Genomic DNA, 15793 nt, shown 5'->3' with positions numbered 1-15793 from the left:
GATGATCCGAAGCCGGATGAAATTTATTGCGGCGGTGCTGCTGCTGGCGGCGATCGGCTACGGCTTCTACGCCGCGTTCCGCACCGCGCCGGTCCTGGTCGACCTGGTGGCGGCCGCGCGCGGACCGATGCAGGTGACGATCGACGAGGAGGGGACCGCGCGGGTGCGCCATGTCTATTCCGTATCCTCGCCGATTGCCGGCCATCTCGACCGGGTGACGCTGGAGGAGGGCGATCCGGTCACCCCGCGGACGGTGATCGCACGCATTCACCCGCTGGAATCGCCGTTCCTCGACACCCGGACCCGGGCCCAGCTTGAGGCGAGCATCGCCGCGGCTCGCTCGGCGGTGGCCTCGGCGCAATTCGAGCTGCAGCGCGCCGAGAACGCGCGCGACCTGGCGCGGTCGAACTACCGGCGGATGGAGCAACTGGCCAGGGACAGCGTCGTATCGGACAGCCAGCTGGAGCGCGGGATGAGCGAGTGGCAGGGCCAGGAGGCGCTGGTCGACAGCGCCCGCGCCGGCGTGGGCATCCGCCAGGCGGAGCTGGCCAGCGCCGAGGCACAACTGACACAGCCGCCTTCAGACGGTGCGCCCGCCTCCGGCACCGACTGCTGCGTCAACATCCGTTCGCCCATCAGCGGCGTGGTCCTGGCGGTGCATGCGCGCAGCGAACAGGCGGTATCGGTCGGCACCCTCATCGCCGATGTCGGCGACCCGTCGGAGCTGGAGATCACCGTCGATGTGCTGTCGAGCGACGCCGTCAACATCAGGCCCGGCGCCCGGGTCGAGATCTCGGACTGGGGCGGCGCGGGCGATCTGGAGGCGACCGTGCGGCGCATAAACCCCGCGGCTTTCACCAGGGTGTCGGCGCTGGGAATCGAGGAGCAGCGGGTCAATGTGCTGCTCGATCCCGCCGCCGTGCCGCCCGGCCTCGGCCATGGCTACCGGGTCTTTGCCAGGCTTGTGGTCTGGTCCTCCGACGATGCGCTGCAGATCCCGGTCGGCGCGCTGTTTCGCGATGGCGGCGCCTGGGCGGTGTTTCGCGTCAGGGACGGCGTTGCCAGAACCGCGCGGATCGACATCGGACAGATGGGCGCGGCAAGCGCCCAGGTGATTGCCGGCCTGGAGCAGGGCGATGAGGTGGTGCTCTATCCCAATGACACGCTCAGGGACGGCAGTCCGGTGCGCGACCGGAAGCTGGCGGAGTAGGAACCGGCGCGAGGCGCGCCTTGGGGCGGATCCACCTCGACCCCCGATGCGCTATGCACATCGCGTGAATTCAGATTCGCGCGATGTGCATTAGCCCTTTGATTTTGCATGTCGTGGTCCCGAAACCGCTGCACACTTTCGGGCGACATGCATTAGATCCAGGCCAGAACCGCGGCGGCCAGCAGGCTGTAGCGGGCAACCTTGCCGATGCTGACCAGGATCAGGAACCGCCACAGGGGTTCGCGGAGGATGCCCGCCGCCAGGGTGAGCGGATCGCCGATGACCGGCAGCCAGGCAAACAGCAGCGACCAGTGCCCATAGCGGGAATAGAACCGGCGGGCGCGCGCCAGCTGCGAAGCCGAGGCCGGAAACCATCGCTTTTTGGCGAACCGTTCGAGGCCGCGCCCGATCAGCCAGTTGATCACCGACCCCAGCACATTGCCGAGACTGGCGACCGCCACCAGCAGCACCGCCGGCTGCGCGCCGCCGAGCAGCAGCGCGGTCAGCAGCGCCTCCGATTGCGCCGGAAGCAGGGTTGCCGCAATCAGCGCCGCCAAAAACAGGCTGCCATAGGCGGCGAGATCGCTCATCGGGCGGAACCTTGCCGTTGGCCGGCGAGGGGCGCTGCAGGGCGCATGACGGCCGGACCGGTCAGAGCCCGGCCGCCCTCAGGTCTTTTCAACCGGCTGGTTGGCGCCGAGCCGGGTGACCAGCAGCCTGCGCGCGCCGTCCTTGGCCGCGGTGATCACGCTGAACAGCGACGGCACGAACAGCAGCGACAGCATGGTCGAGACCAGCAGCCCGCCGATCACCGCGATCGCCATGGGCGAACGGAACTCGCCGCCCGTGCCGAAGGCCAGTGCGCTCGGCACCATGCCGGCGATCATGGCGATGGTGGTCATGATGATCGGCCGGGCGCGCTTGTGGCCGGCGTCGAGCATCGCCTCGTTCTTGGAGCTCCCCTGGCTCATCGCCTCGATGGCGAATTCCACCAGCATGATGGCGTTCTTGGTGACGATCCCCATCAGCATCAGGAAGCCGATGACCACCGGCAGGCTGATCGCCTTGTTGGTCAGATACAGCGCGAAGATGGCGCCGCCGACGGCCAGCGGCAGCGACAGCAGGATGGTGATGGGAGTGATGAAGCTCGAAAACAAAAGCACCAGAACCACATAGACCAGGAGGATGCCCGCGCCCATGGCCAGGCCGAAGCTCGAAAACACCTCGCCCATGATCTCGGCGTCGCCCGAAGACTGGATCTCGGTGCCCTCCGGCATCGCCTTGGCGAGCGGCAGCTCGTTGACCGCAGTGACGGCCTCGCCGAGCACGTAGCCGTCCCTGATATCGGCCTCGACATTGCTCTTGTAGCGGCGGTCATAGCGGTTGATGGAGCTCGGGCCGGCCGAGAAGCTCAGATCGGCGACAACGCCGAGCGGGATCTGCTTGCCGCCGGTGCTGGGAATGCGCTGCCCGGACATCTTGAAGAGGTCCTTGCGCACATCCTCCTTCATCCGCACGGTGATGGGGATCTGCCGCTCGCCGGTGTTGAACTTGGCAAGATTGGCGTCGGTGTCGCCGATGGTGGCAATGCGGATGGTCGACGCCAGCGCCGTGGCGGTAATGCCGAGCTGGGCCGCGAGCACCGGCTTGGGGGTGATGCGGATTTCCGGCCGCGACAGCGACGCGGTGGTGGAAACCTTCTTGAGACTCGGAAGGCCCGCCATCTGGTCCGCGAGCTCGGTCGAGGCCTCGGTCACCGCTTCTATGGTGTCGCCGAGCACGACGATGGACAAATCGCGCTGCCCGTTCTCGTTGACCACGTTGAGCCGGATGTCGGGAGTGCCTGCGAGCAGAGCCTGGATTTCCTTTTCCAGATCCTGCGCGGATTTCTCGCGAGTGTCGCGGGTGCCGAAATTGACCGTGATGTTGGCCTTGGTGATGTCGGACGAGCCGCCGTCGACGAAGACATTGGTCACCTCGGGCAGGGTCATCACCTTCTGCGACAGCATCCGGGTGACGTCGCGCGTGTCCTCGATGGTCGAGCCGGGCGGCAGTTCCACCGACAGCACCGCGCGGCCCTCGTCGGTCACCGGGATGAATTCGGTCGGCAGCAGCGTCGCCGAGAAGATCGAACCGACAAAGATGCCGAGGCCGAGCAGCAGCGTGATGACCCTGTTGTGCAGCGTCCAGTTCAGCACCCGCATATAGGTGCCGAGGATCCGGCCATCTTCGCCTGCCTCGGATCCGGGGGCGTCCTTGAGGAAGTAGGCGGCCATCATCGGGGTGATGAGGCGGGCCACCAGCAGCGAAAACAGCACCGCGACGGCAACCGTGATGCCGAACTGCTTGAAATATTGCCCGGCAATGCCGCCCATGAAGCTCACCGGCGCGAACACGGCGACGATCGTGAACGAGATCGCGATGACGGTGAGCCCGATTTCGCCGGCCGCCTCCTCGGAGGCCTCGAAGGCGGGCTTGCCCATATGGATGTGGCGGACGATGTTCTCGATCTCGACGATGGCGTCATCGACCAGGATGCCGGTCACCAGGGTGATGCCGAGCAGGCTCACGGTGTTGAGCGAGAAGCCGAGCCAGTTCATGACGAAGAAGGTCGGGATGATCGACAGCGGCAGCGCCACGGCGGTGATCAGCGTCGCGCGCCAGTTGCGCAAAAAGAGAAAGACGACGATCACGGCGAGAATGGCGCCTTCATAGAGCGTGTCCATGGCGCTCGCATAATTGCCTTCGGTGTAGACGGTGGTGTCGTCGATGAGCGAGAACCGGACACTGGGATATTCCTGCTTCAGTGTCTCGAGCCGTGCCTTGGTGTTCTCGCCGGCGGTGATGTCGCTCTTGCCGGTGGCGCGCAGGATGCCGAAGGCAACAACCGGCTGGCCGTCGAACATGGCGAACGAGCGGACTTCGGCGGGACCATCGATGACGGCGCCGAGATCATCAAGCCGGACGGTTCGCCCCGTGGACAGCGCAATCGGCGTGGCTGCGAGCGCACGCAAGGTGTCGGCGCTGCCGAGCGTGCGGATCGAGAATTCCTGGCCGGCGAGATCGCCGCGGCCGCCGCCGAGATCGATGTTCTTCGATCTCAGCTGCTGGTTCACATCGGCCGCGGTGATGCCGAGCGCCAAGAGCCTGTCGGGCTCGAGTTCGACCTTGATCTCGCGGTCGGCGCCGCCAAGCCGAGAGACCTTGCCGACGCCCTCGACACCCTGCAACTGGCGGGTGACCACGTCATCGACGAAGTAGGACAGGTCCTCGATCGTCCGCGTCGGGTCCGAGACCGCATAGGTCATGATCGGCTGGCCGGTGACGTCGAGCCGCTTGATGATCGGCTCGGAAATGGTCTCGGGCAGGTCGTTGCGGATGCCTGCCATCGCATCCTTGACGTCGTTGAGTGCCCGGTCGGAATCGGTTTCAAGCTCGAATTCGATGGTCACGGTGACGAGTGAATCGTTTGCCACCGAGGTCACGTGGCGGATGCCGGTGATCGACGAGATTGCATCCTCGATCGGCTTGGTCACCTGGTTGGTGAGCTCAAGCGGGGCGGCGCCCGGCTGGGCGACCGAGACGGTGATGATCGGCAGGTCGATATTGGGAAAACGGGTGATCGGCAGCTGGAAGAAGCTGACCATGCCGATGACGCAGAGAACCAGGAACATGGCCAGCGGCGGCACCGGGTTGCGGATGGCCCAGGTGGACATATTCATTGCGCGGCGCCCTCGGCCGGCGTGCCCAGCGGCGCGGCTTCCTCTTTCGGCGCGGATGGCACGGAAGCGGGGGCGGTATCGGAGGACGACGCCACGATCTGCACCTTGTCGCCGTTGCGAAAGAAGGCGCCGGCACGGGTGATGACGGTTTCACCGGCTTCAAGGCCGCTGACGATTTCGCGGCGGCCATCCTCGGTCAGAATGCCGGCCCGGACGTCGCGGCGCTCCACCGTTCCGTCCTTGACCACCTGCACGGTCTGTCCGTCGCTGGCGGTCACGACAGCGCTCGAGGGGACGGTGATGCCGTCATGGCGATCGACCTCCACCGTGGCGCTGGCAAATGTGCCCGCCCGCAGCATGCTGCCGGTGTCGAGCGAGACGCGGATCACACCGAGCCGGGTGGTCTGGTCAACGGTGGGTGAAATCAGCCGCACCTTGCCGTCGAGCTTGTCCGCCTGATGGCCAGCCACGGCGGCGTGCACCGGGTCACCCACGTCTATGAGCCCGAGGGCCGTCTCGATGACTTCGGCCTCCAGCTCGATTTCCCCGTCGCGGACAATCCGGAACAGCGGCTCGCCGCTGGCGGCGACGATGGCGCCGATCTTGGCGTTGCGGGCGGAGATCACGCCGGAGACCGGCGCCTTGATGCGGGTGCGCGACAGGTTGAGGTCGGCGAGATCGCGTTGCGACTGGGCCTGGGCCACCTGCGCCTGGGCAATCGACAGCCCGTCCTCGGCCGAAGAGGCGGCGGCGCGGGCAGCGGCTGCGGCGGACTTGCTCTGGTCAAGCAGCGCCTGGGTGGTGTTGCCGGAATCCTTGAGCTGCTCGGTGCGCTCAAGCTGCGCCTGGGCTTCCGACAGCGCCGAACTGGTTGACGCAATCTGGTTGCGGGCCTGGCTGACTGCGGCGTTGGCGCGCGCCAGTTCGGAATTGGCCTGCGCCAGCTGCGCTGCCAGCGTGGAATCGTTGATCACCGCCAGCACGTCGCCCTCTGCCACCGTCTCGCCGATATCGACATTGATCTCTTCGATGGCGTAGCCGCTGATCTGGGCGTTGACCAGCACCTCCTCGCGCGGCACCAGCGTGCCGGACACCGGGATATTGGACACGATCTCCGAGCGGGTCGCTTCCGAGACGGTGACATAGGACGCCGCGGGGTCGGCTGCCGCTGCGGGAGCGGGGGCGGTATCCGCGGCCAGCACCGGGTGAGCGGCCATCAGGGCCAGGATCGCCAGTGTCGTGAGCCTGAGGAATTGTTGCTGCATCTTGACCGCCAATTTCGAGTTCGCCTGCCGCACTTATACGATGTCATCCGATAAAAGTACAAAAGGCTGACTTCCTGTCGGCAACATGTCGAACCGTGCGGCTCAATTGCGGCAGCTTGCCGGTTGCCGGGGGGGGGGGCGGGTTCACCCCAGCTCGAAGCTGGTGATGCCGAACACCGACGGACGGTCGATTTCAGGCGGCCTGCCCTTGTACATGCGGGCGGTTTCGAACACCGGGGCGAGGCCTGCCTCGCGGGCCAGCTGCACCGCCGGCACATTGTCTTCCGGCGTATCAAGCGTCACTTCGCTGCCCGCCGGAACGAGTGCGCAGAGTCCCTGGAAAAGCGCACGCGCAGGTTCCAGCCCCTGCGCAAACAGCGGACCGATCTTGTAGCCCTTGCGGCAGCGCCGCATGGCGCCGAAGCCGATCGGCCCTTTATCGGCGATGACCATCAGCGCCTGGCGCGAGTTCGGGGCATCAGGCAGCAGCCACCGCCGCAGGAAGCTGTCGCGCGCCGCGCCGAAACGGGTGCGGTCAAAATCGGCAAGTGCAGGGATGTCGAAGGGTTCGACGGAGCGCATACACAGTCCGGAGGGCGCCGCGTCTACCAATTGGGGCACGCCGGTGTGGCGAATGTTGCGGCCGTCGAGCACGAAGCCGCTCTTGCGGTAGTTCTCCTGCTGGGCGACGACACCATCGAGGCCCACGGTGGAGCCCTCGAGGCGCGCCATGCCGGCGTTCCACAGCCTCAGCCCGGCGCCCGTGCCGCGATGGTCCGGGCGGACGATGTAGAAGCCGAGAAAGCCGAAATCGGGTGAGTAGCGCACGACCGAGATCGCGGCGACCGGCTCGTCATCGATGAAGCCCATGAGAAAGCCGTCGGGATCGGTGGCGTGAAAGGCGGCAAGGTCGTCGAGGCCGGGATTCCAGCCCTCGCTGGCGGCCCAGTCGATGGCTGTCGAGAATTCGGCGAGAGCCGCCGGGCGGATGCGCATGTCGGTCATGCCGGTACCAGTGCCAGGCCGGATTTGAGCCGGCGGGCGTTGCCTGTCGTCACCGTGGCTTCGGCGAGCGCGATGGCGGCGGCGACGCCGTCGATCACCGGCAGACGATAGGCGTCGGACATGCGTTCGGCAAGACCGGCCATGCCGGCGCAGCCGAGCACGATGGCGTCGGGCCGGTCTTCCCGCATGGCGCGGCCGATTTCCGCCGCGATCGCATCGGCGGAGGCTTCCGCATCGGATTCGAGCGCCAGCACCGGCACCTCCGAGGCACGGACCCGGATGCAGCGGGAGGCATAGCCATAGGCCCGGAGATTGTCCTCGATCACCGGGATCGACACCGACAGTGTGGTGACGACGGAGAAGCGTTGCCCGAGGAGCATCGCCATCTGGAATGCGGCCTCGCCGATGCCAATGACCGGGATGGCGGCGCGGCGGCGCAATTCCATCAAGCCGGTGTCGTCGAAACAGGCAATGACGCAGGCGTCGTAGCCGCCGGGCGCCATGACAGCGCTTTCGAACAGCGAGAACAGGCCGGGGAGGGTGGCGAGCCCGTCTTCGGGGCCCTGGATCGAGGCCGGCGTGTCGGTGGGGTTGATGGCGGTGATTTGGGTACCCGGGCGGGCGGCGAGGCGGGCCGCGGTTTCGATCGACCGGGTCATCGACGCGGTCGAATTGGGATTGATGACGAGGATGTGCATGGAGCTACACCAGACCCTTGCCTGCGTCGGATCCCATCGCCGCGCGCCGGGACTGGCTGATCCTGGCGATCAGCAGGAAGACGCCGATGATGATGAAGGAAAACAGCGTCGTCATGGTGCCGAGCGCATAGAGAACCGGTGAGGTGACATTGGTGGTCATGCCGAAGATTTCGAGCGGCAGCGTGTTGTAGGAGCCGGCCGTCAGCAGCGTGCGGGCGAACTCGTCATAGGACAGCGTGAAGCCGAACAGCGCCACCCCGATCAGGCTCGGGCCGATGATCGGCAGCACCACATGCTGCAATGTCTGCCACGGCGTGGCGCCGAGATCGCGCGCCGCCTCCTCGTAGGATTTGTCGAAGCGGTTGAAGACGGCGAACATGATCAGCAGCCCGAAGGGCAGGGTCCAGGTCAGCTGCGCGCCGAAGCCGGAGGTGGCCCAGTGCACGTCGAGCCCGGACTGGCTGAAGATCAGGCCGATGCCGAGCGAGACCAGGATCGACGGAATCGTCAGGCTGGTGATGATGAGATAGAACAGCGGCGTCGAGCCGCGGAACTTTCGCCGGAAGGCGAGCCCGCCCATCACCGAGACCACCACCGTGGTGACCATGACCATCAGGCCGAGCACCAGCGAGCGAAAGAACGCTCCCCAGATGTCACCGACTGCCTGCTGCTGGAACAGTTCCCGGTACCAGTTGAGAGAGACGCCGCGCATGGGGAAGGTGAGGCCGCCGCCGGGCCCCTGGAACGACAGGATGCCGATGGTGATCGTCGGGCCGTAAAGGAAGAGGATGAAGAGCGCGAAAAAGGCGCCAAGCAGGTAGAAGGATCGCGACCGCGGTTCCATCAGAGTTCCTTCCGGATGTCGACGAAGCGCAGCATGATGGCGATCATGATCAGCACCATGGCGAGCAGCACCACGGCGGTGGCTGCGGCCGAGGGATATTGCAGAAGCGCGATGTCGTTGGAAATCAGCCGCCCGACATTGGCCGATTGCGAGCCGGACATGAAGCGCACGGTGATGAAATCGCCCATCACCAGGGTGACGACGAAGATCGAGCCGATCATGATGCCGGGCTTGGCGAGCGGGATGATGACATTGGTGAGGATCTGCAGCCCGCTGGCGCCGGCGTCGCGCGCGGCTTCGACCAGCGACTTGTCGATGCGCATCATGGTGTTGAAGATCGGCACCACCATGAACAAAGTGTAGAGATGGACGAAGGCCAGCACCACGGCGAAATCCGAGAACAAGAGCCATTCCAGCGGCTGGTCGATCAGCCCCATCTGCAGAAGCGCCGAATTGGCGATGCCGTTGCGCCCCAGGAACGGCACCCAGGAGATCATCCGGATGATGTTCGAGGTCCAGAACGGAATGGTGCAGAGCAGGAACAGCGCGATCTGCCAGGTCAGGCTGCGGACATGGAAGGCGAGGAAATAGGCGACCGTAAAGCCGATCGCCAGCGTGAACACCCAGGTGATGGCGGCGAAGACGAACGTCTTGAAGAACACCTGATAGGTGACGGCGGAGCCAAAGAGGAATTGGTAATTGTCGAACTCGAAGGCCGGATAGATCGAGAATTCGGTGGCGCCCCAGAAGCTGACGACGACGATCATGAGGATCGGCAGCACTAGGAAGATGCCGAGCACGAGGACGAGCGGGCTCGACAGGAGCCAGCTCGCGCGTTCGCCATCGCGCGCCTTGCGGACAAGCCGGTACCTGGCCGAAGCGGCGAGCGGAAGATCCGGGGCTTTCGCCCCGGATGCGCTGGTCGGGATCACGCTCATGCGGCGATGAACTCGTTCCACTTGCGGACCATGTACTGGTTCTCGTCCATGACGGCGTTCCAGCAGGCGACCTTGCCCATGCGTTCGTCGTAGGAGCCGCCGTCGCGGACATCGCCGGCCTTGCCGAGCACGTCGCCGGTGGGCGAGACGATTTCTGCGGTCGCCGGCTTGCCCTCGTACCAGTAGCCCCACTCGTTCTCGGACATGAATTCCTTCGAGGTCTCGGGCACGGCGGAGTAGTAGCCCTGGCGCATCAGGTAGCCGCCGACCCAGCCGGAGAGATACCAGTTGATGTATTCATAGGCGGCGTCGAGTTCGATGCCCGAGAGGTTCTTCGACAGACCGAGACCGCCGCCCCAGGAGCGATAGCCTTCCTTGAGCGGCTGGTAGACGCAGGGGATGCCCTTGGACTTGACGGCCGTGATTGCCGGCGACCACATCGACTGGATCACCACTTCGCCCGAGGCCATCAGGTTGACGGATTCATCGAAGGACTTCCAGAAGGCGCGGAACTGGCCCGCCTTCTTGGCCTCGGTGAATATGCCGATTGTCTTGTCGATCTCCTCCCTGGTCATGTTGCCCTTGTCGCCATACTGGATGGCGCCCATGGCTTCGCAGACCATGGCCATGTCCATGATGCCGATCGAGGAGATGTCGAGGATCGAGGCCTTGCCCTTGAATTCGGGATTGAGCAGCTCGGCCCAGCTTTCGATCGGGCGGCCGATGAGATCGGGGCGGATGCCGAGCGTGTCGGCATTGTAGATGGTCGGGATCAGCGTCATCCAGCGGGTCACCTCATCGGCGAACTTGGTGCCGTCGGCGCCATCGACGAAGCCCACCGTGCTCGGCGCTGTCCCTTGCGCCACGACGCTCTCCGGCGTCAGCTTGCCGGTGGTGAAGATCGGCGAGATCTGGTCGAAATACTTGATCTTCGAGGTGTCCATCGCCTGCAGGTTGCCGGTCGGCCAGACCTTCTTGCAGATCCAGTATTCGATGTCGGCGATGTCGAAGCTCTTGGGCTGGGTGGCGGCGCGCTGGGTAACGGAGTCGGAATCGAGCGCCGTCATTTCCAGCGTGAAGCCGAGATCCTCCTTCACCTTGGTGGCGACGTCATTGAGGTTGGACACGCCGGTGCCGAACTGGCGCAGGGTGACGTTCTTGATGTTCTGCGCCCAGATGGTCGGAAAGCCGGTGATGACCCCCGAGCCGGCGGCGGCGCCAACAGCGGCGGCTGCGCCCCTGAGCACCGAACGGCGGCTCAGGCCTTTGTTTTCCTTGCTGATCGTCATAGTTCCCACTCCTGTTTCTTCTGGTTGGAGCCGGCGTGACCCGGCCGGCTGTTGCAGCTCACGCCGCAAGTTCATGGGCATCCGCCCGCTGCCAGGCGACGGATACGGACTGGCCCGCCTCGAACGGTGCGGCGAAGAACGCCGAGTCGCTGACGGTGGCGGTTATCTCCGGCGCGCCCTCCATGTCGAGGCTGACATTGACGGTGGTGCCGAGGTATTCGATCGCCTTGACCACCGCGTCGCGGCCGGCGGCCAGCGGTACGCTCGCCAGGCTGATGCGGTCGGCGCGGACGGCGTATTTGGCGCCGTCGAGCGCGATGATGTTGTGGCCGCCCATGAAGCGGGCGACGAATTCGGTGCGCGGCGCGTCGAAGATCTCGTGCGGGGTGCCGGCCTGCTCGATGCGGCCGCCATTCATGACGATGATCTGGTCGGCGAGCGCCATCGCCTCGTCCTGGCTGTGGGTGACATGGATGAAGGAGATGCCGAGGCTCAATTGCAGGCGCTTCAACTCGGAGCGCATCCTGAGCCTGAGGAACGGGTCGAGCGCCGAGAGCGGCTCGTCGAGCAGCAGGATCTGCGGCGAGGTGATCAGCGCGCGGGCGAGCGCGATGCGCTGCTGCTGGCCGCCCGACAGCTGCGCCGGCAGCCGGTCGCCGTAGCTCGCCATGTCGACGAGCTCGAGCAGTGTGCGCGCCTGGGCGCGGCGCTCGTCGCGGGCGATGCCCTTCATCTTCAGGCTGAAGGCAACATTGTCGATGACGCTGAGATGCGGAAACAGCGCATAGTTCTGGAACATCATCGCGGTGCCGCGCCGGGCAGGGGGCAGGTCGGTGATGTTGGTGCCGGCAAGAACGATGTCGCCGGAGGACACCGTTTCATGGCCGGCAATCATCCGCAGCGTCGAGGACTTGCCGCAGCCCGACGGGCCGAGCAGGCAGGTATAGGTGCCGCTGGCGATCAGCTGGTTGATCCCGTCAACCGCAATGGTCTCGCCGTATTTCTTGGTGAGCTGCGCGAGCTCCAGGGCATTTTGCCTCGACATGGCCGTCTCCCGGTTATCTAAAAGGGAGAATGCAATCGACGTGCCAATTCCGTGCCGCCCATTAGAGTTATGAAATAACTGGATTATTTTCCGGATATGCAGATGCGCGCTTGTATCGTGCCCAATTAACGGGCACATTGGATACGCAATGCACAAGGATTGTATACGATCCTGAGCTTGATTGATGGACAAAGCGGGCGTAGTCATGGCTCTCGGAAAACAGGCATCGAAACGGATCTCCCCATGGCGCTGATCGACCAACCGCAAGACCAGCAGGGCGCGTTCTCGCTGCCGCCTGGGCGGGCGCTGGAGATCTGCCGGCAGCTGGAAATGGCGATCCTCGAGCACCGGATCCTGCCGGGCATGAAATTGAACGAGGACGAGGTCGGCGAGACCTTCGGCGCGAGCCGCACGGTGGCGCGCAGCGCGCTGCAGGCGCTCGCCCACAGCGGCCTGGTGACCATCGAGCGAAACCGCGGCGCCTTCGTCTCGCGGCCGAGCATCCGCGAGGCGCACGACGTGTTCGAGGCCCGCGCGCTGATCGAGCCGCGCATCGCCCGCATGGCGGCACGCGCCATGAGCGATGACGACCTGACGATGCTGCGCGCGCACATCGAGAACGAGCACAGCGCGGTGCACTCCGGCAACAAGGGGCAGGCGCTGTCGCTGTCGGGCGCCTTTCACCTCGCCATCGCCGAGGTCGCCAACCAGCAGGTGCTGACGCAGATCATGCGGCCGCTGATCTCGCGCTCGTCGCTGATCATAGCGCTCTACTGGCGCCGACCGGACACCACCTGCGAGAGCCATTCTCACGAGGCGCTGATGAAGGCATTTGCCGCGCGCGATCCCTTCGCCGCCGAGGAGGTGATGAAGAGCCACATCGTCGACCTGCATTCAGGCCTCGACCTGGTGGAGCGGCCGGCCGCCGAACCGACGCTGGCCGCCGTCTTCTCCGGCGATCCGGGCTCGAAGACCTGAAGGCGCGCCAAACCGTCAGACCCGGCGGGCCACCGATTGCGGCAGGACGAACAGACTGTCGGCCGGGACCGCGCCGACGCGCAGCGGGCAGCCATAGACCTTTTCCAGCACCCGATCGGTGAGCGTCGCGGCGGGCTCTCCGGCCGCCTCCATGCCGCCGTCGCGCAGCAGCACGATCCGGTCGGCAAACATGGCGGACAGATTGAGATCATGCATGACGGCAATGACGCCGCCGCCCCGGTCGGCGAAATCACGCGCCAGCGCCATGATCGCCAGCTGGTGGCGGATGTCGAGGCTGGAGACCGGCTCGTCAAGGAAGAGCCAGCGCGGTCCATCGGGAAGGCGCGGCTGCCAGATCTGGCAGAGCACCCGGGCCAGTTGCACCCGCTGGCGCTCGCCGCCCGAAAGCTCCTGGTACATGCGCTCGGAAAACCCGGCGAGATCGACCTTGCGCAGCGCCTCTCCCACCCGGTCGGCTGCCTGGGTGAAAGACAGCACGGCGGCATCCCTGAGCCCGATGCGCACCACCTCGCCCACGGTGAACGGAAAGGCGAGGGCCGTGTCCTGCGGCAGCACGGCGCGCAGCTCCGCCAGCCGCCAGGGCGGAAGGTCGGCCACCGGATTGCCGTTGATGAACGCCTTGCCGGCATAGGCGATGTCGCCGCAGAGGGCGCGCAGCATCGTCGTCTTGCCCGAACCGTTGGGGCCGGCGACGACGGTCACCGCGCCTGCCTCGGCGACCAGATCGACATCGGCAAGGATGGTCCGGCCGCCCAGCGCGACCGAAAGGGATTTTGCGACTACCCGCATGGCCGTGTCCGTCACAGATCGAGCATCCCGCGCTTGCGCATCAGGATCCAGAGAAAGAAGGGGGCGCCGATGACGGCGGTGACGATGCCGATCGGCAGTTCGGCCGGCGCAACGATGGTGCGGCTGACGGCATCGGCGGCCAGCAGCAGGCTGGCGCCGAGCAGTGCCGAGGCCGGCAGCAGGTAGCGGTTGTCCGGGCCGATGGAAAGCCGCAGCAGGTGGGGCACGACAATGCCGACAAAGCCGATGGTGCCGGCGACCGCCACCGATGCGCCGGTGGCCAGCGCCACGGCGACAATGGCCGTCTGCTTGAGCCGCTCGACGGGAATTCCCACGTGCCGGGCGGGGCCCTCGCCGAGGGCGAGGGCGTTGAGTCCGCGCGCGAGAAACCGCATCGAGACCAGCACCAGCAGGATCGGCGGGGCGATCGAGATCACCTTCGGCCAGGTGGCGCCGGCGAGCGATCCCATGTTCCAGAAGGTGAGGTCGCGCAGTTGCGCGTCATCGGCCATGAACACCAGGATGCCGGTGCCGGCGCCGGCAAAGGCCGCCATGGCGATGCCGGCCAGCAGCATGGTGGCCACGGAGGTCCGGCCCTGGCGGGTGGCGATGCGGTAGAGCAGCATGGTGCTTGCCAGCCCGCCGGCAAAGGCCGCCAGCGGCAGGGCGAACAGCCCGGCCACCGCCATGGCCGGGGCGAGGACGCCGGAGCCGAGCACGATGGCGCAAGCCGCCGCCAGCCCGGCGCCGCCGGACACGCCGACGATGCCGGGATCGGCCAGCGGATTGCGGAACAGTCCCTGCATCAGCGCGCCGGAAACCGCCAAAGCGGCGCCGATCAGCATGCCGAGGACGACGCGCGGCAGCCGGATGGCCTCGATCACCAGCCTGTCGCTGGCCTTGACCGAGGCAGGATCGCCGATGCCGGCCCATCCGAGCATCACCGCCCGCAGCGAGGCCTCCGAAGCGCCCTGGGCAAGGCAGACGGCCGCCGTGGCGGCGAGCAGCAGCACCAGCAGCCCGATGGTCAGGCGGGCCCGGGCCGACCGGTCACCCGCGGCGGCGGTGGACCGCCGGCGCAAAGCCGGCAGGGTGAAGGACGCCATCGACATCTCAGTTGGCCACCCGCGCGGCGAGCCGCATCTTGTCGCTCAATTCCGCGATGGCCTCCGCGGTGCGCGGGCCAAAACCCAGAAGCTTCATGCCGTCGAGCCGCACGACCGCATGGGCTGAGGCGGCGGGCGAGGAGCTCAGCGCCGGGTGGGCGAACAGCATCTCGTCGCTGATGGCGTGGTCACCGGTGCGATCCATCATCACCACGACATCGGGAGCGGCGGCCATCACCGCCTCGTCGCTCACCGGCTTGTATCCGCTGATCCCGGCCATCACATTGTCGCCGCCGGCCAGCCGGATGATGCCGTCCGCATGGGTGTCGGCGCCCGCCGCCATGATCCGCCCGCCCTGCATCGACAGGATGAACAGCGCCCGCGGCCGGTCCGCCGAAGCCGCCGCGCCGGCCGCCCTGGCGATGGCGGCATCGACCGTGCAGGCGAGGATCTCGGCCTTTGCCTCCAGGCCGAGCGCCCGGCCGACGGCCCGGATCTTGGTGGAGATCGCCGCCGCGTCGTAGCCGTCGGGGATTTCCGCCAGCGCAATTCCGGATTCGCGGATGACCGCCATCACTTCCGGCGGACCGGCGCCTTCGAGCGCGATGATCAGGTCCGGCGCGAGGCCGATGACCCCCTCGGCCGACAGCGCCCGGATGTAGCCCACATCCGGCAGATCCAAGGCCTCGGGCGGGAACGTGCTGGTGGTGTCGCGCGCCACCAGCCGCTCCTGACCGCCGAGCGCATAGACGATCTCGGTCACCGAGCCGCCGATGGCGATGATGCGGGCAGGGGCCTCGCCGGCCCGCGCCTGGGATGCGAGCGCCAGGGCCGCGGCGACGAACAGGCCCACCCGGAGGACCGCCCGCATGAATGCGAACAT

General features: G+C 66.4%; 14 protein-coding genes. 2 read left to right on the top strand and 12 right to left on the bottom strand.

Annotated features, from left to right (window positions below; all coding sequences use genetic code 11):
- The first annotated feature begins 16 nt into the window (after positions 1 to 16).
- Complete coding sequence (locus DFR52_RS02710) at positions 17 to 1210, top strand: efflux RND transporter periplasmic adaptor subunit (protein ID WP_245415165.1); 1194 nt, start codon at positions 17 to 19, stop codon at positions 1208 to 1210.
- Positions 1211 to 1362: 152 nt separating this feature from the next.
- On the opposite strand, the gene DFR52_RS02705 is transcribed toward DFR52_RS02710, so the two are convergent.
- From DFR52_RS02705 to DFR52_RS02665, 9 genes are all read right to left on the bottom strand, one after another.
- Positions 1363 to 1800 carry a YqaA family protein gene (locus DFR52_RS02705; protein ID WP_110030362.1) on the bottom strand — a complete coding sequence of 146 codons (438 nt, stop codon included), beginning with the start codon at positions 1798 to 1800 and terminating at the stop codon, positions 1363 to 1365.
- A gap of 78 nt (positions 1801 to 1878) precedes the next feature.
- Positions 1879 to 4932, bottom strand: a complete 3054-nt coding sequence (locus DFR52_RS02700; RefSeq protein WP_110030361.1) for an efflux RND transporter permease subunit — start codon at positions 4930 to 4932, stop codon at positions 1879 to 1881.
- Complete coding sequence (locus tag DFR52_RS02695) at positions 4929 to 6197, bottom strand: efflux RND transporter periplasmic adaptor subunit (RefSeq protein WP_210205752.1); 1269 nt, start codon at positions 6195 to 6197, stop codon at positions 4929 to 4931. The genes DFR52_RS02700 and DFR52_RS02695 overlap by 4 nt, the downstream gene beginning before the upstream one ends.
- A 144-nt stretch (positions 6198 to 6341) precedes the next feature.
- On the bottom strand, positions 6342 to 7202 hold the full coding sequence (locus DFR52_RS02690; RefSeq protein WP_110030360.1) for a GNAT family N-acetyltransferase: 861 nt from the start codon (positions 7200 to 7202) through the stop codon (positions 6342 to 6344).
- Positions 7199 to 7900 (bottom strand): aspartate/glutamate racemase family protein, encoded by a 702-nt coding sequence (locus DFR52_RS02685; protein ID WP_110030359.1) that lies wholly within the window; start codon positions 7898 to 7900, stop codon positions 7199 to 7201. Before DFR52_RS02685 ends, DFR52_RS02690 begins: the two co-directional genes overlap by 4 nt.
- A gap of 4 nt (positions 7901 to 7904) precedes the next feature.
- Positions 7905 to 8744, bottom strand: a complete 840-nt coding sequence (locus DFR52_RS02680) for an ABC transporter permease (protein ID WP_110030358.1) — start codon at positions 8742 to 8744, stop codon at positions 7905 to 7907.
- Positions 8744 to 9682 (bottom strand): ABC transporter permease, encoded by a 939-nt coding sequence (locus tag DFR52_RS02675; RefSeq protein ID WP_110030357.1) that lies wholly within the window; start codon positions 9680 to 9682, stop codon positions 8744 to 8746. The genes DFR52_RS02680 and DFR52_RS02675 overlap by 1 nt, the downstream gene beginning before the upstream one ends.
- Complete coding sequence (locus DFR52_RS02670) at positions 9679 to 10971, bottom strand: ABC transporter substrate-binding protein (protein WP_210205751.1); 1293 nt, start codon at positions 10969 to 10971, stop codon at positions 9679 to 9681. Before DFR52_RS02670 ends, DFR52_RS02675 begins: the two co-directional genes overlap by 4 nt.
- A 58-nt stretch (positions 10972 to 11029) precedes the next feature.
- On the bottom strand, positions 11030 to 12016 hold the full coding sequence (locus tag DFR52_RS02665) for an ABC transporter ATP-binding protein (RefSeq protein ID WP_110030356.1): 987 nt from the start codon (positions 12014 to 12016) through the stop codon (positions 11030 to 11032).
- 243 nt (positions 12017 to 12259) lie between these two features.
- Here DFR52_RS02665 and DFR52_RS02660 point away from each other — a divergent pair, with 243 nt between their 5' ends.
- Positions 12260 to 12994, top strand: a complete 735-nt coding sequence (locus DFR52_RS02660) for a GntR family transcriptional regulator (protein WP_110030355.1) — start codon at positions 12260 to 12262, stop codon at positions 12992 to 12994.
- 15 nt (positions 12995 to 13009) lie between these two features.
- On the opposite strand, the gene DFR52_RS02655 is transcribed toward DFR52_RS02660, so the two are convergent.
- Genes DFR52_RS02655 through DFR52_RS02645 form a run of 3 tightly spaced genes read right to left on the bottom strand, consistent with a single transcriptional unit; the run spans position 13010 to position 15793 of the window.
- Complete coding sequence (locus tag DFR52_RS02655) at positions 13010 to 13804, bottom strand: heme ABC transporter ATP-binding protein (protein WP_110030354.1); 795 nt, start codon at positions 13802 to 13804, stop codon at positions 13010 to 13012.
- 11 nt (positions 13805 to 13815) lie between these two features.
- Positions 13816 to 14916, bottom strand: coding sequence for a FecCD family ABC transporter permease (locus tag DFR52_RS02650; RefSeq protein WP_110030353.1), 1101 nt, complete (start codon positions 14914 to 14916; stop codon positions 13816 to 13818).
- Position 14917: 1 nt separating this feature from the next.
- Positions 14918 to 15793, bottom strand: coding sequence for a heme/hemin ABC transporter substrate-binding protein (locus tag DFR52_RS02645; RefSeq protein WP_245415164.1), 876 nt, complete (start codon positions 15791 to 15793; stop codon positions 14918 to 14920).

Origin of the sequence: Hoeflea marina (assembly GCF_003182275.1) — a bacterium.
In the GTDB taxonomy this organism is placed as follows: Bacteria; Pseudomonadota; Alphaproteobacteria; order Rhizobiales; family Rhizobiaceae; genus Hoeflea; species Hoeflea marina.
This window is presented reverse-complemented; position numbering and strand designations above follow the sequence as displayed.